Source organism: Microbacterium neungamense, from assembly GCF_024971095.1.
Taxonomy (GTDB): domain Bacteria; phylum Actinomycetota; class Actinomycetes; order Actinomycetales; family Microbacteriaceae; genus Microbacterium; species Microbacterium neungamense.
The window spans coordinates 1,236,270-1,261,565 of the sequence record NZ_CP069717.1 but is presented as its reverse complement, the minus strand read 5'-3'; the positions used below and the strand labels follow the sequence as shown (position 1 = coordinate 1,261,565).

General features: G+C 72.1%; 22 protein-coding genes, 2 tRNA genes and 1 other RNA gene. 11 read left to right on the top strand and 14 right to left on the bottom strand.

The features are described from left to right. Positions 1–57 precede the first annotated feature (57 nt). Genes JSY13_RS06060 through JSY13_RS06045 form a run of 4 tightly spaced genes read right to left on the bottom strand, consistent with a single transcriptional unit; the run spans position 58 to position 5,618 of the window. Positions 58–999, bottom strand: coding sequence for a diacylglycerol/lipid kinase family protein (locus JSY13_RS06060; RefSeq protein ID WP_259608107.1), 942 nt, complete (start codon positions 997–999; stop codon positions 58–60). 26 nt (positions 1,000–1,025) lie between these two features. Next, positions 1,026–4,007, bottom strand: coding sequence for a bifunctional [glutamine synthetase] adenylyltransferase/[glutamine synthetase]-adenylyl-L-tyrosine phosphorylase (locus tag JSY13_RS06055; RefSeq protein ID WP_259608141.1), 2,982 nt, complete (start codon positions 4,005–4,007; stop codon positions 1,026–1,028). Between the two features lie 24 nt (positions 4,008–4,031). After that, positions 4,032–5,369: a glutamine synthetase family protein gene (locus tag JSY13_RS06050; protein WP_259608105.1), complete on the bottom strand. Its 1,338-nt coding sequence runs from the start codon at positions 5,367–5,369 to the stop codon at positions 4,032–4,034. A gap of 3 nt (positions 5,370–5,372) precedes the next feature. Beyond that, positions 5,373–5,618 (bottom strand): SPOR domain-containing protein, encoded by a 246-nt coding sequence (locus JSY13_RS06045; RefSeq protein ID WP_259608104.1) that lies wholly within the window; start codon positions 5,616–5,618, stop codon positions 5,373–5,375. 68 nt (positions 5,619–5,686) lie between these two features. On the opposite strand from JSY13_RS06045, the gene ppgK reads away from it, so the two are divergent. Next, entirely contained in the window at positions 5,687–6,433 is a 747-nt protein-coding gene (ppgK, locus tag JSY13_RS06040) for a polyphosphate--glucose phosphotransferase (protein WP_259608103.1), read from the top strand. 123 nt (positions 6,434–6,556) lie between these two features. Here the strand turns inward: ppgK and rnpB are convergent. The 4 genes from rnpB to JSY13_RS06020 all read right to left on the bottom strand — a co-directional run bounded on the left by rnpB (position 6,557) and on the right by JSY13_RS06020 (position 9,844). Next, positions 6,557–6,939: RNase P RNA component class A (gene rnpB / locus JSY13_RS06035), an RNA gene on the bottom strand. 14 nt (positions 6,940–6,953) lie between these two features. Continuing rightward, complete coding sequence (locus JSY13_RS06030) at positions 6,954–8,666, bottom strand: bifunctional 3'-5' exonuclease/DNA polymerase (protein WP_432806443.1); 1,713 nt, start codon at positions 8,664–8,666, stop codon at positions 6,954–6,956. Positions 8,667–8,708: 42 nt separating this feature from the next. Further along, positions 8,709–9,440 (bottom strand): zinc ribbon domain-containing protein, encoded by a 732-nt coding sequence (locus JSY13_RS06025; protein ID WP_259608101.1) that lies wholly within the window; start codon positions 9,438–9,440, stop codon positions 8,709–8,711. After that, on the bottom strand, positions 9,437–9,844 hold the full coding sequence (locus JSY13_RS06020) for a YchJ family protein (protein WP_259608100.1): 408 nt from the start codon (positions 9,842–9,844) through the stop codon (positions 9,437–9,439). The genes JSY13_RS06025 and JSY13_RS06020 overlap by 4 nt, the downstream gene beginning before the upstream one ends. Positions 9,845–9,945: 101 nt before the next feature. On the opposite strand from JSY13_RS06020, the gene JSY13_RS06015 reads away from it, so the two are divergent. Beyond that, a complete protein-coding gene (locus JSY13_RS06015; protein ID WP_259608099.1) occupies positions 9,946–10,785 on the top strand; it encodes an aldo/keto reductase in 840 nt (279 codons plus the stop codon). Positions 10,786–10,788: 3 nt separating this feature from the next. Here JSY13_RS06015 and JSY13_RS06010 read toward each other — a convergent pair. Next, a tRNA-Val gene (locus JSY13_RS06010) sits at positions 10,789–10,861 on the bottom strand. 151 nt (positions 10,862–11,012) lie between these two features. Between JSY13_RS06010 and aceE the strand changes: the two genes are divergently transcribed. The 6 genes from aceE to JSY13_RS05980 all read left to right on the top strand — a co-directional run bounded on the left by aceE (position 11,013) and on the right by JSY13_RS05980 (position 18,618). Next, positions 11,013–13,739, top strand: coding sequence for a pyruvate dehydrogenase (acetyl-transferring), homodimeric type (gene aceE, locus JSY13_RS06005; RefSeq protein ID WP_259608097.1), 2,727 nt, complete (start codon positions 11,013–11,015; stop codon positions 13,737–13,739). Positions 13,740–13,768: 29 nt separating this feature from the next. After that, entirely contained in the window at positions 13,769–14,956 is a 1,188-nt protein-coding gene (locus JSY13_RS06000; RefSeq protein WP_259608140.1) for a PucR family transcriptional regulator, read from the top strand. Between the two features lie 119 nt (positions 14,957–15,075). After that, entirely contained in the window at positions 15,076–15,993 is a 918-nt protein-coding gene (locus JSY13_RS05995) for an ACP S-malonyltransferase (protein WP_259608096.1), read from the top strand. Beyond that, positions 15,990–16,991 (top strand): beta-ketoacyl-ACP synthase III, encoded by a 1,002-nt coding sequence (locus JSY13_RS05990; RefSeq protein ID WP_259608095.1) that lies wholly within the window; start codon positions 15,990–15,992, stop codon positions 16,989–16,991. Before JSY13_RS05995 ends, JSY13_RS05990 begins: the two co-directional genes overlap by 4 nt. Positions 16,992–17,055: 64 nt before the next feature. After that, positions 17,056–17,304, top strand: coding sequence for an acyl carrier protein (locus JSY13_RS05985; RefSeq protein ID WP_259608094.1), 249 nt, complete (start codon positions 17,056–17,058; stop codon positions 17,302–17,304). A 78-nt stretch (positions 17,305–17,382) separates the two neighbouring features. Next, entirely contained in the window at positions 17,383–18,618 is a 1,236-nt protein-coding gene (locus tag JSY13_RS05980; protein WP_259608093.1) for a beta-ketoacyl-[acyl-carrier-protein] synthase family protein, read from the top strand. Between the two features lie 221 nt (positions 18,619–18,839). Here the strand turns inward: JSY13_RS05980 and JSY13_RS05975 are convergent, their stop codons facing one another. Both JSY13_RS05975 and JSY13_RS05970 read right to left on the bottom strand, forming a co-directional pair. Continuing rightward, positions 18,840–19,343: a DUF3145 domain-containing protein gene (locus JSY13_RS05975; protein WP_259608092.1), complete on the bottom strand. Its 504-nt coding sequence runs from the start codon at positions 19,341–19,343 to the stop codon at positions 18,840–18,842. 183 nt (positions 19,344–19,526) lie between these two features. Further along, entirely contained in the window at positions 19,527–20,300 is a 774-nt protein-coding gene (locus JSY13_RS05970; RefSeq protein WP_349773876.1) for a hypothetical protein, read from the bottom strand. 173 nt (positions 20,301–20,473) lie between these two features. Here JSY13_RS05970 and JSY13_RS05965 point away from each other — a divergent pair, with 173 nt between their 5' ends. Beyond that, a complete protein-coding gene (locus JSY13_RS05965) occupies positions 20,474–22,471 on the top strand; it encodes a DUF262 domain-containing protein (RefSeq protein WP_259608090.1) in 1,998 nt (665 codons plus the stop codon). A gap of 43 nt (positions 22,472–22,514) precedes the next feature. On the opposite strand, the gene JSY13_RS05960 is transcribed toward JSY13_RS05965, so the two are convergent. After that, positions 22,515–22,727: an Rv3202a family protein gene (locus JSY13_RS05960; RefSeq protein WP_259608089.1), complete on the bottom strand. Its 213-nt coding sequence runs from the start codon at positions 22,725–22,727 to the stop codon at positions 22,515–22,517. 101 nt (positions 22,728–22,828) lie between these two features. Here JSY13_RS05960 and JSY13_RS05955 point away from each other — a divergent pair, with 101 nt between their 5' ends. Beyond that, positions 22,829–23,755 (top strand): DUF72 domain-containing protein, encoded by a 927-nt coding sequence (locus JSY13_RS05955; protein ID WP_259608088.1) that lies wholly within the window; start codon positions 22,829–22,831, stop codon positions 23,753–23,755. Between the two features lie 8 nt (positions 23,756–23,763). Here the strand turns inward: JSY13_RS05955 and JSY13_RS05950 are convergent, their stop codons facing one another. Then, positions 23,764–24,744 (bottom strand): YihY/virulence factor BrkB family protein, encoded by a 981-nt coding sequence (locus JSY13_RS05950; protein ID WP_259608087.1) that lies wholly within the window; start codon positions 24,742–24,744, stop codon positions 23,764–23,766. Positions 24,745–24,929: 185 nt separating this feature from the next. On the opposite strand from JSY13_RS05950, the gene JSY13_RS05945 reads away from it, so the two are divergent. Further along, positions 24,930–25,232, top strand: coding sequence for a hypothetical protein (locus JSY13_RS05945; RefSeq protein WP_259608086.1), 303 nt, complete (start codon positions 24,930–24,932; stop codon positions 25,230–25,232). Here the strand turns inward: JSY13_RS05945 and JSY13_RS05940 are convergent. Then, positions 25,211–25,287: transfer RNA gene (locus JSY13_RS05940), tRNA-Ile, on the bottom strand. The genes JSY13_RS05945 and JSY13_RS05940 overlap by 22 nt on opposite strands. Positions 25,288–25,296: the final 9 nt, after the last annotated feature.

Below are 25,296 nucleotides of genomic sequence, written 5' to 3'. Positions count from 1 at the left end.
GGCTTTCGGGTGTCTGGGGCGTCACACCCCACCCCACTCTCCACGCCCTGACCGGGCTCAGAGCACGCGCAACGCGCCCTTCTGCACACGCACGCTGAACTCGGACACCTCGCCGGCCTCCTCGCCGTCGATCTCGAACGGCTGCGGCTCCAGCAGCTTCACCCGGATGCGCTCCGCCGACGCGTGCGTCGCGGAATCCGTGCTCACGGCGCTGACATCGACGGACCGCTGCAGTAGGCGCTTCAGGCCGTTGTCCCACAGCACCGACCGCGCCGTGTCGATCCAGCCGGCCACGTCGTCGGCGCTGACCAGGAGGACGTCCAGCCGGCCGTCGTCGGGCTTCGCATCCGGCAGCAGCGTGATGCCGCCCTGGATGGTGCCGCAGTTGCCGATCAGCATGGTGTGGATGCTGGTCGCCTCCGGCTCCTCGTCGTCCAGCGCGATCTGCGCGCCGACCAGCTCGGTCGCCGCGGCCGCCCGGCCCAGGGCCTGCACGTACGCCAGCCACCCGGCCTTCGCCTTCAGGTCGTCGTCGGTCTCCGCGAGCATCTGCGCGTCCAGCCCGAAGCCGATCATGACCGCGAACGCCTGCTCCTCGGCATCCTCGCCCAGCGTCACCCAGCCCAGGTCGAGCGGACGCTCCTCCCCCGCGCTGATCCGCGCCAGCGCCGCGGGGATGTCGCCGAGCGGGATGCCGAGATTGCGGGCGAGCAGGTTCCCGGTGCCCCGCGGCACGATCCCGAGCGCGGCCTCCGTGCCGGCGACGGCCTCCGCCACCGCGCGGACCGTGCCGTCCCCGCCGACCGCGATGAGCAGATCCCGGCCCTCCGCGATGGCCTGCTCAGCCATCCCGCGGCCCGGGTCCTCCTCGCTGGTCTCCAGCCACAGCACGTCCTCGCCGAGCGCCGCGTCGACCGCGGTCCGCAACTCGTCCTCGTCCACCTTCGAGGGGTTCCAGATCACCGCGGCGGAACGCCGCGCCTCCGTCGTCTCTGCCATGTGTCCCATCCTCGCCGAATCCCCCTTCATCCGTAGAACAGCTGCTCGAACACCCGCCGCGCCCGCCGTGTGACCCGGAGGTAGTCCTCCTCGACCACCGCCCCCGAGCGGTCGGGGTAGCCGAGGATCCGCCCCACCCCGTCCAGCTCCCGCAGATCGGCCGGCAGCACGTCCCTGGTCTGCCCGGTCAGCAGCGTCATCGCCGAGCGCAGCCGGCTGGACAGCACCCACGCCTCGCGCAGCAGCGCCGCGGCATCCGCCGGGATCAGCCCCTCCTCCGCCGCCACCTGCAGCGCCCGCAGCGTGGACGTGGTGCGCAGCGCCGGGATGCGGTGCGCGTGCTGCAGCTGCAGGATCTGCACCATCCACTCCACGTCGCTGAGGGTGCCAGGGCCGAGCTTGAGATGCCGGCGCGGATCCGCGCCCTGCGGCAGACGCTCCCCCTCGACCCGCGCCTTGATCCGCTTGATCTCCCGCACGTCCTGCACCGCGATCTCCGCCGGATACCGGACGCCGTCCGCGAGCTCGAGGAACCGGGCGATGAGCTTGCCGCTGCCGGCCACGCCGCGGGCGCGCAGCAGCGCCTGCGACTCCCAGGACAGCGACCAGCGCCGGTAGTACTGCGCATACGCGTCCAGGGTGCGCACGATCGGACCGTTGCGGCCCTCGGGGCGCAGGTCCGCGTCGAGCTCGAGCGGCACCCGGTGATCGTCGAGCTGCTCCCGCAGACCGGCGACGATCCGGCTGGACAGCTGCTGCGCCCGATGCGGGTCCACCCCGTTCGGTTCGTAGACGAACAGCACGTCGGCATCCGACCCGAACCCGAGCTCGCCGCCGCCGAAACGGCCCATCGCGATGATCGAGAAGTCCAGGGCGTCGTCCTCGGGCGGCACCACCTCGCGCCGCACCGCCCGCAGCGCCGCCTGGATCGTGGCATCCGTGATGTCGGTGAGCGCCTGCGCGACCTGGTCGATGTCGAGCACGTCGAGCACCGCGCCCATCGCCGTGCGCAGCAGCTCGCGGCGGCGCAGCGCCCGCACCGCCCGGAACGCGTCCTTGGCCCGGTCGTGGCGGGTCTGGATCGCGCGGGCCTCCTCGTCCAGCGCCGCCTGGCCGCGCGGCTGCAGGGCATCCGTGCCGTCCAGCCAGGCCACGGACTCCGGGATCCACTCCATCAGCTCGCCGACGTAGCGCGACGCGGTCAGCAGCGTCGTCAGCCGCTCCGCGGCGCCGGACGAATCGCGCAGCATCCGCAGGAACCACGGGGTGTCGCCGAGGCGCTCGCTGATCCGCCGGAACGCGAGCAGGCCGTAGTCCGGGTCGGTGCCGTCCGCGAACCAGCGCAGCATCACCGGCATCAGGTGCCGCTGGATGGTGGCCTTGCGGCTCAGCCCCGAGGTGAGCGCGGCGATGTGGCGCAGCGCGCCCGCGGGGTCGCGGAACCCGATCGCGGCGAGACGGTCGCCGGCCTGCTCCGGGGACAGCTCGCGCTCCTCCTCGGGCAGCGAGGCGACGGCGCTCAGCAGCGGACGGTAGAACAGCCGGGTGTGCAGGTCGCGCACCTCGCGCCGCACGCCCTCCCAGACCCGCTGCACCCCGTCGCCGGTGTCGGCGAGGCCGGTCGCACGCGCCAGCGACCGCAGCGCGTGCTCGGCGCGCGGCATCAGATGCGTGCGCTGCAGGTCCGCCAGCTGCAGCCGGTGCTCCAGCAGCCGCAGCACGCAGTAGTCCCGCGCGAACGAGGCCGCCTCGGCGCGTCCGATGTAGCCGCCCGCGACGAGCGCGTCCAGCGACTCCAGCGTCCCCCGGGTGCGCAGCGTCGCGTCGGTGAGCCCGTGCACCAGCTGCAGCAGCTGCACCGTGAACTCGATGTCGCGCAGCCCGCCCGGTCCGAGCTTGAGCTGGTACGGCACGTCGTCCGGCGGGATGTGCTCGGTGACCCGCTCCCGCATCCGCTGCACGCTGCCGACGAAGTCCTCGCGGGCCGCGCTGGAGAACACCTTCGGCTGCAGCGCATCGATGTACGCGGCGCCCAGCTCCGCGTCCCCCGCGATCGCGCGGGCCTTCAGCAGCGCCTGGAACTCCCAGCTCTTCGCCCAGCGGTCGTAGTACGCCAGGTGCGCGGCGAGGGAGCGCACCAGCGCGCCCTGCTTGCCCTCGGGGCGCAGGGCAGCGTCCACCTCCCACAGCGGAGGCTCGGTCTCCACGCCGGAGAGCACGCGCATCGTGCCGCGGGCGAGGCGGGTGGCGATGTCGATCGCCCGCGGCTCCGGCAGCAGCTCCTCGTCCGCGGTGCCGGCCACGAAGATCACGTCGACGTCGCTGACGTAGTTGAGCTCCCGGGCGCCCGCCTTGCCCATGCCGATGATCGCGAGCCGGGTCGCCGCGACCTCGCGTGCGGCGACGGATGCCGGATCCCCGCCGCCCAGTTCGGCCCGGGCGACCGCGAGGGCGGCGTCGAGGGCCGCGGCGGCGGCATCCGCCAGGCAGGCGGACACGGCGGGGATCGCCGCCACCGGGTCCGCGGATGCCAGGTCGGCCGCGGCGATCTCGGCCAGGCAGCGCCGGTAGCACACGCGCAGCGCGACCGCCGGGGAGGCGGCCGTGGCGAAGCCATCGGTCGCGCCCACAGCGGCCAGCATCCGCTCGCGCAGCTCGGCGGCGTCCGGCAGGGCGGTGCGGCTCACCGCATCCGCCTGCAGCTGCGACGGATGCCGCTCGAAGAACCGTGCGAGCCCGGCGGAGGCGCCGAACAGCCGCCACGTCGCCGGCCGCAGCTCCTCGTCGCCGAGGAGCGCCGCGACCCGCGCGTAGTCGCGGCGGGCGACCCGCAGCAGTCCGTCCAGAGCGCCGTCCGGGTCGGCGGCGGAGAGCCCGTCGACGAGGTCCGCCCGGTCGACGCCGGTCAGCGCGGACAGCTCCTCGAGGCGCGCCGAGGCGGGCGACAGCTCGACGAACCCGAGCCGTGCGAGCGCCGACAGCGAGACGGACGCGTCGGGGCGGGCCATCACGATCGGTTCATCGCCGGAACGTCAGAGCAGCTCGAGGTTGCTCTTGAGCTCGAACGGCGTCACCTGACCCCGGTAGGCCTCCCACTCCTTGCGCTTGTTGAGCAGGACGTAGTTGAACACCTGCTCGCCCAGCGTCTCGGCGACCAGCTCGGACTCCTCCATGTACTCCAGCGCGTGGTCCAGGCTGGCCGGCAGCGGGGCGTACCCGAGGGCGCGGCGCTCGGAGTCGCTCAGCGACCACACGTTGTTCTCCGCCTCCGGCGGCAGCTCGTAGCCCTTCTCGATGCCCTTCAGCCCGGCGGCGAGCATGAGCGCGAACGCCAGGTACGGGTTCGCGGCGGAATCCAGCGCCCGGTACTCGACCCGGGTGGACTGCCCCTTGTTCGGCTTGTACATCGGCACGCGCACCAGGGCCGACCGGTTGTTGTGTCCCCAGGTCACGAAGCTCGGGGCCTCGTCCCCGCCCCACAGCCGCTTGTACGAGTTCACGAACTGGTTCGTGACCGCGGCGATCTCGTTCGCGTGCCGCAGCAGGCCGGCGATGAACTGCCGCCCGATCAGGGACAGCTGGTACTCCGCACCCGCCTCGTAGAACGCGTTGGTGTCGCCCTCGAACAACGACATGTGCGTGTGCATGCCGCTGCCGGGATGGTCGGTGAGCGGCTTGGGCATGAACGTCGCGTACACGCCCTGCTCGATCGCGACCTCCTTGATCACGGTGCGGAACGTCATGATGTTGTCGGCCGTGGTGAGCGCGTCCGCGTAACGCAGGTCGATCTCGTTCTGGCCCGGGCCGCCCTCGTGGTGGCTGTACTCGACGGAGATGCCCAGGTCCTCCAGCATCCGCACCGAGCGGCGCCGGAAGTCGTGCGCCGTGCCGCCGGGGACGTTGTCGAAGTAGCCCGCCGAGTCGACCGGCACCGGGCCCTCCGGCCCGAATGAGGACGACTTCAGCAGGTAGAACTCGATCTCCGGATGCGTGTAGAAGGTGAACCCGGCATCCGCGGCCTTCGCCAGGGTGCGGCGCAGCACGTGCCGCGGGTCGGAGACCGCCGGGCGGCCGTCCGGCGTGGTCAGGTCGCAGAACATGCGCGCGGTGGGGTCGATCTCACCCCGCCACGGCAGGATCTGGAACGTGGTCGGGTCGGGCTGCGCGAGCAGGTCCGACTCGAAGCTGCGCGTGAGGCCCTCGATGGCGGAGCCGTCGAAGCCGATGCCCTCCGCGAAGGCGCCCTCGACCTCGGCCGGGGCGATCGCCACGGATTTCAGCGTGCCGATGACGTCGGTGAACCACAGGCGCACGAACTTGACGCCGCGCTCCTCGATCGTGCGGAGCACGAAATCGCGCTGCTTGTCCATCGCTCAGCTCTCGGCGCCGGAACCGGAGTCGGCGTCCGGACCGGAGCCCGTGCGGTTCGAGCCCCACGCGTCCTCGGCGGCCTCCTCCTCGGCCCAGGCGCGGGAGCGCTCCTCGAGCTTCTCGGGCGCGTGTTCGGCCTCTTCACGGGTGTCGAAGGGACCGACGCGGTCGACCGCGGGCGAGAGCATGCCGTACTCGACCTCGCGGGTGCTCAGGTTGAACCAGTACTTGTCGTCGCCGTCGGGCATTTCCGTCCCCTTCATCGAGATCTGTCACGATCCTAGACCGGAGCGCGACCATCGCTAGGCTATTCGCCATGGCACAGGCAATCGGCGTCGACATCGGCGGCACGGGCATCAAAGCGGGAATCGTCAACCTCACCCACGGCACGCTCGACTCCGAGCGCATCCGGGTCCCCACCCCGGCGGGCGCGGCCCCGGCGGACGTGCTCAGCACGGTGCGCCAGGTGCTCGAGACGCTCGGCGTCGCCGACTCGCGGCTTCCCCTCGGCGTCGCGTTCCCGGCGATCGTCAAGAACGGCCGGACGCTGTCCGCCGCGAACATCTCCAAGGACTGGATCGGCTTCGAGGCCGAGAAGTTCTTCGAGGACGGGCTCGGCCGCGACATCACGTTCGTCAACGACGCGGATGCCGCCGGCGTCGCCGAGGTCCGCCACGGCGCCGCCCGCGATGCCCAGGGTCTGACCATCATGGCCACCCTCGGCACCGGCATCGGGTCGGCGTTCCTGTACAACGGCGTGCTGATCCCGAACACCGAGCTGGGCCACCTGCTGTACGAGGGCGAGTCCATCGAGCGCTGGACCGCCTACTCGGCGATGGAGCGGGAGAACCTGTCGTGGGAGGCGTGGTCGTCGCGTCTGCAGGTGTTCTTCAAGCACGTCGAGTTCCTGTTCTCCCCCGACCTGTTCGTCGTCGGCGGCGGGGTGTCCAAGCACCCGGAGAAGTTCCTGCCGCTGCTCGACTTGAACACGCCGATCGTTGCGGCGATCCACCGCAACGCTTCCGGCATCATCGGCGCGGCCTCGCTCGCGGCGAACGGCTGAGCACCGAGGAACCGGCTCGACCCGGATCGCAGGAAGCCCCGGCGCCGTGACGGCGGCCGGGGCTTCCTGCGTATCGGGCTTGCTGCGTTTCGGCGTGTTGCGTTTCGGCGTGTTGCAGAGGGGCGAGCGGGCCGGTCTGTACGCCGGGTTCTGTTCCGGGGACGAGCCCCTTCGACGGTCATCTCTCTCGGCGACACGTTGCCGTGCCGCTCCAGCGGCCTACCCGAGGACTCGGCGGGCCGCGTCATCATCCTCTGTCTGGCCTTGCTCCGGGCGAGGTTTACCTGGCGGGTCATGTCGCCATGACCCCCGGTGGTCTCTTACACCACCCTTTCACCCTTACCCCGCCGGACCCTTCGACAAGCTCAGGGACCGGAAGAGGCGGTCTGCTCTCTGTGGCACTGTCTCGCGGATCACTCCGGGTGGGTGTTACCCACCGCCCTGCCCTGTGGAGCCCGGACGTTCCTCGGTGCGGTCTCCCGCAACGCGACCGTCCGACCGACCTGCTCGCCCTTCCAGTCTACGGGTCCTTGCCCGCGTCCCGGCTGATGCGCAGGTCGAGCGGGATGTCGATCTCCACGCCGGGGAACAGCCGGGCGGTCGCCGCCGCGGCCGCGTCCCGCACCGCCGCGGCCGCGGCCTCGGCGTGCTCGGCCGGCGTGTGCACGATGACCTCGTCGTGCAGGAAGAAGGCGAGGTGGGCGCGCGCGGCGAACACGGGGCCGGATGCCGGGGCGGGGACGGATGCCGGGGGCAGCGCGAGCAGCCGGTGCCGGATCTCCGCCAGCCACAGCAGGGCCCACTCCGCCGCGGTGCCCTGCACCACGTAGTTGCGGGTGAACCGTCCGCGGTCGCGCGCCCGGCTGCGCGCGCGGGACTCCTCGGCCCCGCCCGCGTCCGGACCGCTCGCGAGCGACTGCGCCGTGCGCCACCCGGCATCCGGACGCGGGGAGGTGCGGCCGAGCAGCGTACTGACCACGCCGCCGTCCTCGCCGACGCGCGCGGCCTCGTCGACCAGGCCCATCGCACGCGGGAAGACCGCACGCAGCCGCGGCACCAGCCGCCCGCTCTCCCCCGTCGTGGCGCCGTACATGGCGCCGAGCACCGCGTACTTCGCCTCCTCCCGGGTCGCCACCGCGCCGGAGCGGACCACGCCGTCATACAGATCCGAGCCGCGCCCGGCATCCGCCATCGCCCGGTCCCTGGACATCGCCGCGAGCACCCGCGGCTCCAGCTGCGCGACGTCCGCGCGGACCAGCATCCAGCCGTCGTCGGCGCGCACCGCGGCCCGCAGCCGCCGCGGGATCTGCAGCGCCCCACCGCCCGCGGACGCCCACCGCCCGGTCACCACCCCGCCGGTGAGGTAGACGGGGCGGAAGCGCCCGTCCACCACCCATTCATCCAGCCAGCCCCAGCCGTTGGCCGTGAACAGGCGGGCGAGCTTCTTGTACCGCAGCAGCGGCGGCACCACGGGATGGTCGCTGCGCGCCAGCTCCCAGCGCGCGGTCGACTCGACGAGCACTCCCGCGCGGTGCAGCGCCCGCAGCAGCCGCGGCGGGCTGTCGGGGTTCACGGCCGGGTCTCCGAGGTGCTCCCCGATCTCCGCCGCCAGCCGGGCCATCGCCCCCGGCCGCCCGCCGCGCAGGGGCCGGGGACCGAGCTCCTCGACGAGGATGCGCTCGTGCACGTCGCGATCCCACGGCAGACCCGCCGCCGTCATCTCCTCGGCGACCAGGGCCCCGGTCGACTCGGCGCGGCACAGCAGCGCCAGCCGACCGTCGCGCGCGCGGGCGAGCGCCTCCTCCTGCCGCCGCCACTCGGCGAGGATCTCCGCGAACTCCTCGTCGCCGCGGCGGTCGCGGACGGTGAGCTCGAACAGCGCGGGACGGTCGTCGGCGCCGGGCATCGGATCCTCCCGGAGCCACGCGGTGGACGCCGGCAGCGGCTCGTCGAGGGAGGACGTGTCCCGCAGGATCGCGTGGCACAGCAGCAGATCGTGCGCCCTCCGCAGCCGGACGCCGGCCGCCAGCAGCGGCGGATAGAACGTGCGCAGGCTGCGGACCGTCCACCGCGGGGAGACGGCGGCCTCGACATCCGCGATCCACGCCGCCAGATGCTGATCCGGGATGTGCACCGGATCGGCCGCGGCGCCCTCCTCGTCGACGCCCGCGGCGAGCCAGCCGCCTTCCGGGTGGCGCCCGACGACCACGACGGGCGGCGCGGGGTGCTTCACACCGTCGGGTCTAGCACCGGGGGCGGACATCGACGAGGGGGTTCACAGACCGGACTCCTCGGTGCGGACCAGGATGGCTCCGCATTCCGGGCAGGAGGCCAGCTCGTCCGGTGCCGCGCGGCGCACGGCCGTCAGATCGGTGCCGGAGAGCACCATCCGGCATCCCTCGCACACGCCGCGACGCAGCAGCCCGGCGCCGACGCCGCGGGCGGCGCGCCGCTCGTACTCGGCCAGCAGCGCGGGCGGGATGGTGCCTGCCACGGCGGCGCGGTCGCGGGTCAGCCGCTCCCCCTCGGCGGTGGCGGCGGCGACGGCCTCCTTCGCCTTCCGGGTGAGCTCGGAGCCCTCGGCGTTCGTGGCGTCGATGAGTGCCTGCTGCGCGTTCACGGCGGCCTCCGCATCCTCGACGCGCCCCATCACCTCGAGCTCCGCGTCCGCGAGCGCGCTCAGCCGCCGTCCCAGGCTCTCGATCTCGTGCTCGAGCGCCTGCGCCTGCTTCGGATCGCTCGCGGATGCCAGGCGCTCGGCGTCCCGGTCGCGCCGCTGCTCGGCGAGGGTGACGTCGGACTCCAGGCGCTTCAGTTCCGCGCGGGCGTCCTCGAGCAGGCCGGTGAGCGCGGTGAGCTCGCGCAGCTGCTCCTGCCGGATCCCGGCCAGCTCGGTGATGCGGGCGGCGTGCTCGGGCCTGGTGCGCGCCCGCTCCGCCTGCTGGATGCGACGGTCGAGTTCGGCGATCTCGAGAAGGACGCGCTGGTGTTCGGGACTGGCGTTCACGTCTCCAACCTACCCACTGCCCCGTCGAGGTAGTACCAGCGCCCGCCGTCGCGCCGGAAGCGGCTGCGCTCGCGCATCGAACCGCGCTCGCCGTCGTGCCGGTAGAAGGCCTCGAACGTCACCACTCCCTCGCTGTCGAACGGCCCGCCCGCGGCGGTGCCGAGCACGTCCAGGCGGGTCCAGCGGATGCCCGGGTCGGGCTCCAGCTCCGCAGGGCGGGTGGACGGATGCCAGGACGCGAGGATGTGGTCGGCGTCGCCGATCGCGAAGGCGGTGAACCGCGACCGCATCAGCCGCTCCGCGGTGGGAGCGACGCCGGAGGCGATCACCGGCCCGCAGCAGGCGCCGAAGGAGTCCCCGCTCGTGCAGGGGCAGCGGTCGGCGGGGTCCGGGCGGTGCGGCATCCTCCCATCGTGGCAGGACCGCCGGCGGGCCGCGACGTAGGCTGTCCGAGGACCGGGCAGACGCCCTCCGCAGCTGCCGTGACGACACTCGAGGAGCACGCATGAGCGACATTCCCGCCTTCACCGCGCACAACGGCTTCGCCCTGCCCGCCGTCGGGCTGGGCACGTATCGCCTCAACGGCGAGGCCGGCGCCGCCGCCGTGACGGCCGGCATCGAGGCCGGGTACCGTCTGGTCGACACCGCCTTCAACTACGAGAACGAGGGCGCCGTGGGCCGGGGCGTGCGTGACGCCGGGGTCGACCGCGACGAGATCATCGTGACCACGAAGCTCCCCGGCCGCCACCACGCCGCCGACAAGGCGCGCTGGAGCATCGAGGAGAGCCGCTACCGCCTGGGCCTGGACGCCACCGACCTGCACCTGATCCACTGGCCGAACCCGAGCGTCGGCCTGTACCCCGAGGCGTGGGCGGCGCTCGTGGAGGCGCAGCGCCGCGGCGTGGTGCGCCAGGTCGGCGTGTCCAACTTCCTCCCCGAGCATCTGGACCGCATCGAGGCGGAGACCGGCGTGCGGCCGGTGGCGAACCAGATCGAGGTGCACCCGTACTTCCCGCAGGAGGAGGCGCTGGCGCTGCACGCCGAGCGCGGCATCCTCACCGTGGCGTGGAGCCCGCTGGGCCGCGCGAAGGAGCTGCTGCAGGAGCCGGTGATCGTGGAGGTCGCGCGGGTGCACGGCATCACCCCCGCGCAGGCCGTCATCGCCTGGCACGTCGCGCGCGGAACGGTGTCGATCCCGAAGGCCTCCTCGATCGAGCATCAGCGGGCGAACCTCGAGGCCGCGTCGGTGACGCTCGAGGATGCCGAGGTGGCGGCCATCACTGCCCTGGGCCGCCCCGACGGGCGCCTGTTCGACGCCGACCCGGCGGTGCACGAGGAGATGTGACGGTGGGCCCTGCCGGGGTCGAACCGACGACCTACGGTGTGTAAAACCGTTGCTCTACCAGCTGAGCTAAAGGCCCTGACCGGTCCAGTGTAGCGACGCCGGTTCTGTCCTCCCGCGGCGAAGGGGGTTAGGCTGAGCACAGCGCGTGTTGTGCCGAGCCGACAAGGCTCCCCGCGTCGCATCCCGTTTCCTTGGCACGACCTGCCAGCATGACGAAAGGCTCCCCCGTGACCGTCCACGACCAGGATCCGTACTCCCAGGGCCCCCTCGACAGCGACCCGGAGGAGACCAGCGAGTGGCAGCAGTCGCTCGACGAGCTCGTCGACGCGAAGGGCCACGGTCGTGGCCGCGAGATCATGCTGAGCCTGCTCAAGCGCTCCAAGGAGCTGCACCTGGGCGTGCCGATGGTCCCCACCACGGACTACATCAACACGATCGCCCCGGAGAACGAGCCGGAGTTCCCCGGCGACGAGGAGATCGAGCGCCGCTACCGCGCCTGGATCCGCTGGAACGCCGCGATCACGGTGCACCGCGCGCAGCGCCCCGGCATCGGCGTCGGCGGCCACATCTCCACCTATGCCTCGTCCGCCTCGCTGTACGAGGTCGGCTTCAACCACTTCTTCCGCGGCGCCGACCACCCCGGCGGCGGTGACCAGATCTTCATCCAGGGCCACGCCTCCCCGGGCATCTACGCCCGCTCCTTCCTCGAGGGCCGGCTCACCGAGCAGCACCTCGACGGCTTCCGGCAGCAGCAGTCGCAGGCCCCGTTCGGCATCCCGTCCTACCCGCACCCGCGGCAGATGCCGGACTACTGGCAGTTCCCCACCGTGTCGATGGGTCTCGGCCCGATCAACGCCATCTACCAGGCGATGTCGAACCGGTACCTGGAGAACCGCGGCATCAAGGACACCTCCGACCAGCACGTCTGGGCGTTCCTCGGCGACGGCGAGATGGACGAGGTGGAGAGCCGCGGCCAGCTGCAGCTCGCGGCGAACGAGGGCCTGGACAACCTCACCTTCGTGATCAACTGCAACCTGCAGCGCCTGGACGGGCCGGTGCGCGGCAACGGCAAGGTCATCCAGGAGCTGGAGTCGTTCTTCCGGGGCGCCGGCTGGAACGTGATCAAGGTCGTCTGGGGTCGCGAGTGGGACGACCTTCTCGCCCGCGACACCGAGGGCGCGCTGCTGAACATCATGAACTCCACGCCAGACGGCGACTACCAGACCTACAAGGCCGAGTCCGGCGCCTACGTGCGCGAGCACTTCTTCGGCAAGGACGAGCGCGCCGCCGCCCTGGTCAAGGACTACACCGACGACCAGATCTGGCACCTGCGCCGCGGCGGCCACGACTACCGCAAGGTGTACGCGGCGTTCAAGGCGGCCGTCGAGCACAAGGGCCAGCCCACCGTCATCCTCGCCAAGACCGTCAAGGGCTACGGTCTCGGGCCGCACTTCGAGGGCCGCAACGCGACCCACCAGATGAAGAAGATGACGCTGGAGAACCTGAAGACCTTCCGCGACACCATGCACATCCCGATCACGGATGCGCAGCTCGAGGAGAACCCGTACCTGCCGCCGTACTACAACCCCGGCCCGCAGGACGAGACCATCCAGTACATGCTCGAGCGCCGCCGCGCGCTCGGCGGCTTCCTGCCCGAGCGGCGCTCCACGCACGTGCCGATCTCCCTGCCGGACGACAGCGCGTACGCCCTGCCGAAGAAGGGCTCGGGCACCCAGGAGGTCGCCACCACGATGGCGTTCGTCCGCCTGCTGAAGGACCTGCTGCGCGCGAAGGACTTCGGCCACCGCATCGTCCCGATCATCCCGGACGAGGCGCGCACCTTCGGCATGGACGCGTACTTCCCGACCGCGAAGATCTACAACCCGAACGGGCAGCACTACACGTCGGTGGACCGCGAGCTGCTGCTGGCCTACAAGGAGAGCCCTCAGGGCCAGATCGTGCACGTCGGCATCAACGAGGCGGGCGCCGTGGCGGCGTTCACCGCGGCGGGCACCTCGTACGCCACCCACGGTGAGCCGCTGATCCCGATCTACATCTTCTACTCGATGTTCGGCTTCCAGCGCACCGGCGACGCGCAGTGGGCGGCCGCCGACCAGATGGCCCGCGGCTTCATCATCGGCGCCACCGCCGGCCGCACCACGCTCACCGGCGAGGGCCTGCAGCACGCCGACGGCCACTCGCACCTGCTCTCCGCCACCAACCCCGCCACGATCTCGTACGACCCGGCCTTCGGCTACGAGATCGCCCACATCGTGCGTTCGGGCCTGGACCGCATGTACGGCGGGCAGCACGAGGACCCGAACGTGATGTACTACATCACCGTCTACAACGAGCCGCTGGTGCAGCCGGCCGAGCCGGAGGGCGTCGACGTGGACGGCATCGTCCGCGGCATCCACCGCATCGCGCAGGGCGAGGGCGACGGCCCGCGCACGCAGCTGTTCGCCTCGGGCGTCGGCGTGCCGTGGGCGCTGGAGGCGCAGGAGCTGCTGAAGAACGACTGGGGCGTCGTCGCCGACGTGTGGTCGGTCACCTCGTGGACCGAGCTGCGCCGCGACGGCCTCGCCGCCGACGAGCACAACTTCCTGCACCCGGACGAGGAGCCGCGCACCGCGTACCTCACCGAGAAGCTGCGGGGTGCCGAGGGCCCGGTCATCGGCGTCAGCGACTTCATGCACGCCGTGCAGGATCAGATCCGCCCGTGGGTGCCGCAGCCGTACTACACGCTCGGCGCCGACGACTTCGGCTTCTCCGACACCCGCGCCGCGGCACGCCGCTACTTCAAGATCGACGGCCCGTCGATCGTCGTCCGCGCCCTGCAGGCCCTCGCCGACCAGGGCGCCGTGGACCGCTCCCTCGTGGGCCAGGCGATCGCGAAGTACGACCTGTTCAACGTGAACGCCGGCACGAGCGGGAACGCGGGCGGCGAGAGCTGACCGCCGTGACCGGTTCCTCACAGCCGGCCATGGACAAGGCCGCGACCCTCGTCTGGCTGCGCCGCATCTCGGGCGACCTGGCCACGGCGACGATCAAACGGCTCGAGGAGACGCTGCCGTGGTACGCCGAGATGCCGCCGGCGCGGCGCTCGGCGGTCGGGTTGGTCGCGCAGGCGGGGATCACCGCGTTCATCCAGTGGTACGACGACCCGACCTCCACCCCGTGGATCGCGGCGGACATCTTCGCTGCCGCGCCGCGCGAGCTGCTGCGCAGCGTCAGCCTGCAGCAGACGCTGCAGCTGATCCGGGTGACCGTCGAGGTCACCGAGGAGCGGGTGGCCGGCAAGGGCGAGCACCTGCGCGAGGCGATCCTGCTGTACTCCCGCGACGTCGCCTTCGCCGCCGCGGACGTGTACGCGCGCGCCGCCGAGGCGCGAGGCCTGTGGGATGCCCGGCTGGAGGCGCTCGTCGTCGACTCGATCCTCACCGGCGAGGCCGACGAGGAGCTGCCCAGCCGGATCGCGGCCCTCGGCTGGCACGGTCACGGCGAGGTGTGCGTCATCGTCGGCACCACGCCGCCGCAGTTCGACGTGGACCAGGTGCGGCGCACGGCGCGGAAGCTGTCCGTGGACGTCCTGATCGGCGTGCAGGGGTCGCGGCTCGTGCTCGTGATCGGGCGGGCGCGCGTGCCCGGCCGCGAGCCTGAGGGCGAGGAGCTGCCGTTCAAGGAGATCGCCGCGCGCCTGGAGCCGTCCTTCGGCCCCGGCTACGTCGTGCTCGGGCCGCCCGTGGCGGCGCTCGTGGACGCCGGGCAGAGCGCTCGCGCCGCCCTCGCCGGGTTCGCCGTGGCCCGCGCCTGGCGCAGCGCGCCCCGTCCGGTCGAGGCGGACGATCTGCTGCCCGAGCGCGCCCTCGCCGGGGACGCGCTGGCCAAGCAGACGCTCATCGAGCGGATCTACCGCCCGCTGCAGGCCCACTCCACCGACCTGGTCACCACGCTGTGGAGCTACCTCGACAGCGGCCGTTCGCTGGAGGCCACCGCCCGCGAGCTGTTCGTGCACCCGAACACCGTCCGCTACCGGCTCAAGCGCGTCAGCGAGGTGATCGGCTGGGACGCCACCGGCCCCCGGGAGGCGCTGATCCTGCAGACCGCGCTCATCCTGGGTTCGATCGGCACCGCCGAGCCGGTGCGCCGACGCCCGATCCGCAGGCGCTGACGGGGGTCGTCGCCGCGGCGCCGCGCGCACCCCGCGACTGTACGCCACGCACAAGCGGATTGCGAATTGTTGTGAGGGATCATCCACCGTCCGGGCCGGATCGTTGGCAGACTGGTGGGGTGATCGTCGTCGCCTGCCCTGGACAGGGCTCACAGACCCCCGGCTTCCTCTCCCCCTGGCTCGAACTCCCCGGCGTCGCCGAGCGTCTGGCCGCGTTCTCCGAGGCCGCACAGGTCGATCTCGCCATCCACGGCACGCAGTCGGACGCCGACACGATCCGCGACACCCGCATCGCGCAGCCGCTCATCGTCGCCGCGTCGATCATCGCCGCCGAGGAGCTCGAGCGGCGCGCCGGGCGCCGTCCCGACGGCCTGGCCGGGCACTCCGTGGGCGAGCTCGCGGCCGTCGCCCTCGCCGGCGTGATCGGCGCGGAGGATGCGCTGCGGCTGGTGGGCGTGCGCGGGCGCGCGATGGCGGATGCCGCGGCGCGGGCCGAGACCGGCATGAGCGCGGTGCTGGGCGGCGACCAGGACGCCGTCGTCGCCCGCCTGCAGGAGCTGGACCTGACGCCGGCGAACTACAACGGCGGCGGGCAGATCGTCGCCGCCGGCGCCCTGCCGGCCCTCGCCGCGCTGGCCGAGGAGCCGCTGCGCGGCACCCGCGTGGTGCCGCTGCAGGTCGCCGGCGCCTTCCACACCGCGTACATGGCCCCTGCGGTCGAGGCGCTGCGCCAGGCGGTGGCGGGCGTCGCCACCTCCGACCCCGGGGTCACCCTGTGGACCAACCGCGACGGCTCCACGGTCGCAGACGGCGCGCGCGCACTGGAGCTGATCGTCGACCAGGTGGCCTCGCCGGTGCGCTGGGACCTGTGCATGGCCTCTTTCACCGAAGCCGGCATCACCGGCATGATCGAGGTGGCGCCGGCCGGGGCCCTGACCGGCCTCGCCAAGCGCGGCCTGCGCGGCGTCCCCGCCGTGGCCGTGAAGACCCCCGAAGACCTCGACGCCGCCGTCGCCCTGCTGAACGGAGAAGCATGACCGCCACCCTCGCCCAGGCATCCGGGCCCGCGTACACCCGCATCTACTCGTTCGGGGCGGCACGGGGCGAGAACGCCGTGCCCAACGAGGACCTCATCGGCCCGATCGACTCCAGCGACGAGTGGATCCGTCAGCGCACCGGCATCATCACCCGCACCCGCGCACTGCCGGAGACCGACACCGTCGACCTCGCCACCATCGCCGCCGCCGAGGCGATCGAGAAGTCCGGCGTCCCGGCGCAGGAGGTCGACCTGGTGATCGTGTCCACGGTCACCAACCCGAAGCAGACGCCCTCCGTGTCGGCCATCGTCGCCGACCGCGTCGGCGCGAACCCGGCCGCCGCGTACGACGTGAACGCCGCGTGCGCGGGCTACGCGTACGCCGTGGCCCAGGCCGACGCGCTGATCCGCGCCGGCGCCGCCCGCTACGCGCTCGTGATGGGCGCCGAGAAGCTCTCCGACGTGGTCGACCCCACCGACCGCAGCATCTCCTTCCTCCTCGGCGACGGCGCCGGAGCCGCCCTGATCGGCCCCAGCGACACCCCCGGCATCGGTCCCGCGGTGTGGGGCTCGGACGGTTCGAAGGCGGATGCCGTGGGCATGAACGCCCCGCTCACCGCCTTCCGCGACGGCCTGGCCCCGTGGCCCACGCTGCGCCAGGAGGGCCAGACGGTGTTCCGCTGGGCTGTGTGGGAGATGGCGAAGGTCGCCCGGGAGGCGCTCGACCGGGCCGGTGTGAAGCCCGAGGACCTCGCGGCCTTCATCCCGCACCAGGCGAACATGCGGATCATCGACGAGTTCGCCAAGCAGCTGAAGCTACCCGAGACCACGGTGATCGCCCGCGACATCGAGACCACCGGCAACACGTCGGCGGCGTCGATCCCGCTGGCCAGCCACCGGCTGATGACCGAGCACCCGGAGCTGTCCGGCGGGCTGGCGCTCCAGATCGGCTTCGGCGCCGGCCTCGTGTTCGCGGCGCAGGTCGTCGTGCTCCCCTGACAACGGCCGGTCGTTCCCTAGACTGTTCCCCGGTTCCGAAACCACCCCCGAGAAAGAGGAAAACATGGCTCTCACCCACGACGAGGTCCTCGCCGGCCTTGCCGAGCTGATCACCGACGAGACCGGCATCGACGCGTCCGATGTCGCGATGGAGAAGTCGTTCACCGACGACCTCGACATCGACTCGATCTCGATGATGACGATCGTCGTCAATGCCGAGGAGAAGTTCGGCGTCACCATCCCGGACGACGAGGTCAAGAACCTGAAGACCGTCGCCGACGCCGTCAACTTCATCGTCGCCGGCCAGGAGTAAGCCCTCTGCGGATGCCACCCCCGCCGACCGCGGGGCGTGGCATCCTCTGTCCCCGACCACCCCTACGGAGGATCACCCATGAGCAAGCGCATCGTCGTCACCGGAATCGGAGCGAGCTCGCCGCTCGGCGGCACCGCACCGGAGAGCTGGGCGAACCTCCTGGCCGGAGTGTCGGGGGCCCGCACCCTCGAGTACGACTGGGTCGCCGAGTACGAGCTCCCGGTCACCTTCGCCGCCGAGGTCGCCGTGCGCCCCGAGCAGGTGCTCGCCCGTCCCGTCGCGAAGCGCCTCGACCCCTCGTCGCAGCTGGCGATGGTCGCCGCGATGGAGGCCTGGGAGGACGCCGGCTCCCCCGAAGTGGAGCCGGAGCGCCTCGGCGTCGACTTCGCCACCGGCATCGGTGGCGTGTGGACGCTGCTGGACGCGTGGGACACCCTGCGCGAGAAGGGTCCGCGCCGAGTGCTGCCGATGACGGTCCCCATGCTGATGCCGAACGCAGCCGCCGGGAACCTGTCGCTGCACTTCAACGCGCGCGCCTACGCCCGCACCGTCGCCAGCGCCTGCGCCTCCAGCACCGAGTCGCTCGTGAACGCGATCGAGCACCTGCGCGACGGGCTGGCGGACGTCGTGATCGCCGGCGGCACGGAATCGGCCATCCACCCGATCACGGTGGCCGCGTTCTCCTCCATGCAGGCGCTGTCCCGCCGCAACGAATCCCCCGAGACCGCGTCGCGTCCCGGCGCGATCGATCGCGACGGCTTCGTGATGGGCGAGGGCGCCGCTGCGCTCATCCTGGAGCGCGAAGATCACGCCAGGGCGCGCGGGGCCAAGATCTACGCCTATGTCGCCGGCGGCGGCGTGACGGCGGACTCGTACCACATCACCGCGAACGACCCGGAGGGCCAGGGCGCCGCCCGCGCCGTCCGGATGGCGCTGGAGTCGGCCGACGCCTCCCCTGACGAGGTCACCCACGTGAACGCCCACCTCACCTCCACCCCGGTCGGCGACCCGAACGAGTACACCGCGCTGCAGGCCGTGTTCGGCGACCGCATCCGCGAGGTGCCGGTCTCGGGCACGAAGGCGTCCACGGGCCACCTGCTCGGCGGCACCGGGGCCCTGGAGGCCGTGTTCAGCGTGCTGGCCCTGCGCGACCGCCTCGCCCCGCCGACCATCAACATGACCGAGCAGGACCCGGCGGTGCCGTTCCGTCTGTCGGTCGAGCCGCAGCAGCTCGGCGCGGGCGACCAGCTGGCCATCAGCAACTCGTTCGGCTTCGGCGGGCACAACGCCGTCGTGGCCTTCCGCAGCGCCTGACCCTTCGACAAGCTCAGGGACCGCCCTTCGACAAGCTCAGGGACCGCCCTTCGACAAGCTCAGGGACCGCCCTTCGACAAGCTCAGGGACCGCCCACGACGATGCCCCCGCTTCCCCGCGGGGGCATCGTTCGTTGTGCGGAGGATTCGCCTTCTCGGTTCCAGGGACGACTCACCGGGTCCCGGTACTCGCGCCTCCTCCGCAGGTCCTCATCGCGACCGCTAGCCCACCTTGTGGAGCCACACGACGCGGGCGTCGTCGCTGGGGTGACGGAACGGCTCGAGCTCCTCGTCCCACGCCGAGCCGAGCGCGACGTCCAGCTCGCGCTGCAGCTCGACCGGGTTGCCGGCGGCGATCTCCATCGCGTACCGGATGCGGTCCTCGCCGACGACGATGTTGCCCGCGGCATCCGTCTGCGCATAGTGGATGCCGAGGTCGGGCGTGTGCAGCCAGCGTCCGCCGTCGCTGCGCGGCGTGGGATCCTCGGTGACCTCGAAGCGCAGGTGCTCCCAGCCGCGGATCGCCGTCGCCAGGGCGGCGCCGGTGCCCACCGGCCCGTCCCAGAAGAACTCGGCCCGGCGCGTGCCCTCCTGGACCGGCTGATCGGCCCAGTCGAAGCTGACGGCACGACCGAGAGCGCGTCCGACCGCCCATTCCAGGTGCGGGCAGAGCGCGCGAGGAGCGGAGTGGATGAACACCACTCCGCGTGCGTAACCCGTCGCCATGATCTCTCCGTTTCATCAGGTGCGTCTTCCCCTACGACCTGACCGAGCGATCCCGGCGAGCTATGCGGTTGTACGGCGATTATCGCCCACTTCGGCGGGAATCACAAGCGTGTGATTCCACGGGAAGGGCCCCGGTCCCGCGACGCTTCGCGGCCGGGGCCCTTCGTCAGCGCAGGCGGCGGCTCAGGCCTCGCTCATCGCCTGCTTGACCTGCTGGCCCTTCGCAGCGTAGTAGGCGGCGCGGGCGGCGTCACGACGCGCCTGCTCGGCGTAGCCGGCCTCGAGCACGTCCTGCGGAACGGGGTAGTTCTCCACCTCGTCGGTGCCGTGGTACTTCTCGATGTACGCGTCGAGCTCGGGGCCCGACGTCCACGAGGTGATCAGGCAGTAGCGCGGCTCGGTGCCGTTGTGGGTCGCGGCGTGCCACAGGCGCTGGGTGTCGACGACCAGCTGCGCGCCGGCCGGCAGAGCGATGCGGTACTCGATGCTCGGGTCGGTGCGGTTCTCGCGCAGGACGAAGTAGCTGTCCTTGTCGTCGGTCAGGTTGAAGAAGCCGCGCACGACCCAGCCGGTGCCATCCGGGTTCAGGCGGTTGTTGTCGTCCTGGTGCAGGTTGTACAGGCACTCGCCGTACGGGGTCGGCTGCAGCTCGATGACGCGGCAGCGGCCGACGTTCGCGCCCGGCTCCTGCGCGCGGCGGGTCAGGTTCGGCGCCTTCTCCACCTGCGACTCGATCCAGACGCCGTCCTTGTCGGTCCGCGGCGGCTTGTGGTTCCAGAACCCGTTGCACTCGATCTCGCCCTTGGCGCTGGCGAGCGGCGCGAAGCGGGTGTCACCCGAGGACTTCCAGTCGACGTACTCGATGTCCAGCCACTCCTTGGGGTCGGCCTCCTGGTCGTACCGGTCCAGGACGACGAAGCCCTTCTCCTCGAGCGCTGCGGACTTGATGTATCCCATGATGCGAGTCATGTTCCTTTCGTACGGGGCCAGCGAAGTTCTTACAGGCCCACTTAGGCAAGCCTACATCGGGCCCCTGAGCGGGCCCGGGAGCCCGGGCCGGGCGGAGGCCGGCGGCTAGACTCGACGGGGCGGCTCTCGCATCCCCGCCCGTCCGGAGGCATCACACAGTCATGGCAACGGCGACCAATGTCGAAGCAACCGCAACAGGCACGATCGAATGGCTCTCCGCCCCGTCCACGAACATCGTGGTCCCGGTCTACCAGCGCCAGTACCGCTGGGACATCGGCGGATGCGAGAAGCTGCTCTCCGACGTCCGCGCCGTCGCCGCCGAGGACGAATCGCACCGCCACTTCATCGGCTCGATCCTGTCCGCCCAGGACGCCTCCGGCGCCGACCTCATCCTCATCGACGGGCAGCAGCGGATCACCACGGTGATGCTGCTGATCGCGGCGCTGCATCACGCCGTCCGCGACACCGACCCGGCCATGGCGACCGAGCTGGAGCGCGTGCTGGTGCGGCACGACGACCCGTCGCGCACCAAGCTGCGTCCGCACCACACCTGGGCCGACCTGTACGAGTCCGTCGTGCTCGACCGCCGCGACGACGCCGACCGCGAGTCCCGCTTCGACGACAACTACGCGTTCTTCCGCAGCCAGGTGCACGCCGAGGAGGCGCCGCGGGTGTGGCGCGGGCTGCAGAAGCTGGAGCACGTGTCGATCACGCTCGGCGCCGAGGCGAACGCCCAGCAGATCTTCGAGAGCCTGAACTCCACCGGCGAGCCGCTGCGGGACCACGAGCTGATCCACAACTACATCCTGATGGGCCTCTCGCACGCCGAGCAGCTGGCCGTCGAGGAGGAGTTCTGGCTGCCCATCGAGCGCAGCACCGGCGAGACGATCGGCGCGTTCTGGCGGCACTACCTGGTGATGACGACCGGGCGAGAGGTCGCCGCCGCCGGAGAGCACGGCGTGTATGCCGCCTTCCGCGGCTCGTTCCCGCGGGTGGACCTGGAGCGCCTGCGCGCCGAGGCGACGGTGTGGCGCGAGTACGCGGAGATCTACGGCAACCTGCTCGACCCGTCGCGCGAGCCCGACCCGGAGATCCGCCGTCAGCTCGGCTTCCTGAACACGTTCGGCCGGATCGCCTACCCGCTGGCGATGAGCGTCTACGGCGACCACCGCCGCGGCCTCATCGACCGCGCCGAGCTGATCGAGACGCTGGAGTGGGTGCAGGCGATGCTGCTGCGTCGTGCGATCGTGGGCCTCCCCACGGAACGCCTGATCGCGCGGCTGTGCCGGGCCCGGGCGCAGGGACGCGACGCCCTGATGCGCGCCGTGGCGCGCATCACGCCGTCCGACGAGCGCGTCTCCGCGGTGCTGAAGTACGGCGAGCTGCCGCACGCCGCATACGTTCTCGGCCGCCTGGAGGGGGTCGAGGACGTCGCCGGGTTCGACGTGGAGCACATCGTGCCGGCCGCGCCCGCGGACAGCTGGTCGGGCGACGGCATCCGTCCGTGGAGCGAGTTCAGCGAGGACGAGCAGAACAGCCACCGCGCACTCGCACCGACCCTGGGCAACCTCACGCTGCTCGAGCAAGAACTCACCGAGCGCGTCTTCGGCGCCCCCTTCCCGGTCAAGCGGGACGAGGCGTACGCGCGCAGCGCGGTGCCCGCGACACGCGCCCTCGCCGCGACGGATGCCTGGGGCACGGCCGCGATCGGGCAGCGGACCGCGGCGCTCACCGCGGAGCTCGTGCGGATCTGGGCGCGACCGGCGCTGCCGGAGATCGATGACGACGGCCTCACCCCGATCCTGGACGCCGTGCGCCGGCGCGGCTGGCCGGCCGGCTGGGAGCGCGAATTCGACTACGTCGAGTACCGCGGCGAGCACTGGGAGATCAAGGACGTGAAGGCCCTGTTCAACCGGGTGTTCCGACGGGCGTGGACGGACGACCGCGGCGCGGCCGTGGCGTACAGCGCGCGCCACGGCGGCCCGATCTACGACGCGATGGCGTGGAAGGGCCACTGGGACGCGCTCGACGAGGAGCACTTCCTCTACATGGGCTGGGACTCCAACTACATGATGAACGCCATCCAGGGCGTGCTCGAGGAGTCCGGCATCGCACCGGAGGTGTTCGTGAAGTACTCCTACATCGGCAACGTGATGTGACCGCTCCCGCCGCGGGTGACCGCTCCGGCCGCCCGATGACCCGTCACTCCTCCTCGTCGAGATCGTCCACGTCGGGCACCTCGAGGGACTGCTCGAGCACGTCGACGGGGTCGGCGTGGATGTCCTCGGCCCGCGGCACGGCCGGCGTGACCGGCTGCTCGGGGTCGGCCGCGTCCGTCTCCCACGCCTCGCGCTCCTGATCCAGACGGTCCCCTTCAGGGACGTCGGCGACGGGGTCGTCCTGGAACCCGCTCATGTGGCCCTCCTTCCGGCGGTTGTCCTCCCAGCATGCCGGGTCGGCGGCATCCGCGGGAAGGGGCTTGCGCGGCGCGGGCCGCTCCTGCGTAGCATCGCGGGATGAGCACGGATGCCGCGGCGACGCCGGCCGGTCCGGCCGGCCGTGTGCGCGTGGGCACGTCCGGGTGGCGGTACGCCCCCTGGCGCGGCGACTTCTACCCGCGGGGGCTGCCGCAGCGCCGGGAGCTGGAGCACATCGGGCGCACGATGTCGACGGTCGAACTGAACGGCTCGTTCTACTCGCTGCAGCGTCCGGAGAGCTACCGCCGCTGGCGGGAGAGCGTACCGGACGGCTTCGTGTTCGCCGTCAAGGGGTCGCGCTACATCACCCACATGCTGCGGCTGCGCGAGCCGCGCACCGCCCTGGCGAACTTCCTCGCCTCGGGGGTGCTCGCCCTGGGGCCGGCGCTCGGGCCAATGCTGTGGCAGCTGCCGGCGCGCCAGGACTTCGAGCCCGAGGTCGTCGGTGCGTTCCTGGCCGCGCTCCCGCGCACCACCGGAGAGGCGCTCGAGATCGCCCGAGAGCACGACGAGCGTCTGCAGGGGCGGGCCTGGCTGAGCGTCGACGAGGACCGCCCGCTGCGTCACGGCCTCGAGCCGCGGTCGCCGAGCTTCCACGACGAGGCGTTCGCCGCGCTGCTGCGCGAGCACGGCGCGGCGATGACCGTCGCGGACACCGCCGGCCGCTGGCCGCAACGACGCGCGCGGGCATGCCCCGCACGACGCGGTCGCGCTGGCCCGACGGGTCGGCGACGCCCCGGTGGAGGTGCGATGAAGCGGCTCCCCGTGACCTCGAGCGCCCTCGCCGCCGTCGGCTACGACCGGGCGACGGCGGTGCTGGAGGTCGAGTTCCGCAGCGGCGAGGTGTACCGCTATTACGCGGTGCCGGCATCCGTGCATCGCGAGCTGCTCGCGGCGCCCAGCCTCGGCCGGTTCTTCGCCGAGCGCATCCGCGACCGCTACCCGACCGAGCACCTGCGCGCCTGAGGCGCCGCTCAGGAGCGCCGGATCCGCCGGGCCTCCTGCACCTCGTCCGCCTCGCGCCGGGTCTCCGCGGCGATCCGCCGCGTGTCGCGCAGCGGCAGCTGCACCCGCCGCTCCGCCGGCAGCCCCGCCCGCAGCTCGCGCGCCCGCTCGATCTCCACGTCGAAGAGCACCCCGACCAGCAGCGCCATGTTCGCGATCCACAGCCACAGCAGGAACAGCACGGCGCCGGCGAAGGCGCCGTAGATCCGGCCGTAGTCGGCGATGCCGACGGCGAAGAAGCCGAAGGCGGCGGATGCTGCGGCGAGCACGGCGATCGCGATCACGGCGCCGACGCTCACCCAGCGGAAGCGCGGCTGCTCCACGTTCGGGGCGAAGTAGTAGAGCACCGCGACCACGAGCACCACGAGGAGGAGCAGCGCGGGCCACCGCAGGATCCGCCAGGCGGCGAGCACCGGCTCCCCCGCACCGAGGAGGTCGGCGAGAGCCTGCGCGAGCGGCCACGACGCGACGGCCAGGGAGACGGCGGCGAGCACCAGCACGAACACGAGCACGGTCACCAGCAGGTGCGCCGGCTTCGCCTTCCAGTACGGCCGACCCTCGGTGACGCCGTACACCCCGTTCATCGTGCGTCCGAGGGCGGTGATGTAGCGGGCGACGGTCCACAGCGCGATGACGAGGCCGATCGTCAGGGCCACTCCGGCCCCGGAGGCGGTGGCGAGCTCCTCGATCGGCTCCTGCACCGCGGCGGCCACCTCCGGCGAGAGCACCTCGCCGATGAGGTCGAGCACCACCCGCTCCGCGTCCCGGCGACGCCCGAACAGGCCGACGAGGGCGAACCCGGCGATGAGCGTCGGGAACAGGGCGAGCAGCGCGTAGAAGGCCAGGCCCGCGGCGGCGTTCGGGCATTCGTTGGCCGTGAACCCGTGCACGACGCGCCGGACGATGTGCGCCGCGATCCGGCGCCTGCTCCCCATGCGCGTGCTCCCCACGCCGGTAGCCTGCACCGTTCCCGCCGGGTGCGCACCTCCCTTGCCCGGAAGCGGATGCCGATGCTACGGCGCCCGTCCCCGGCGGGCACCGCGGCGGAGTATAGCCGCGCCCTGCCCGCTGTCGAGGGCCTGGGGCGGCCGCGGCGCGGCTCGTAGCATCGGATGCCACTCCGAAGGAGGGATCCATGGACGAGCAGCAACAGGACGAGAAGGATCAGCGAGACCGCCGGGAGCGGCCGGAAGAGCCGACGACCGAGGAGCTCGAGGAGCCGAGCACGGAGAAGGATCCCGGCGAAGAGCCGAAGGCCCCGCCGCGGACCGAGCCGGAGCCGGACCACCAGGCCATCGGCATCGGCGTGATCGGCGGGCCCCAGACCGACCCGGACGCGGCGGCCGGCGGCGGCGACAGCGTCGGGGACGCCGTCGGCGGCGGTAGTGCGACGGCCGGCGGCGACGCCGGCGCGGATGGTGGGGCCGGTGGGACTTGAACCCACGATCGTCGGGTTATGAGCCCGCTGCCTTGACCAGCTTGGCCACGGCCCCGTGAGGATC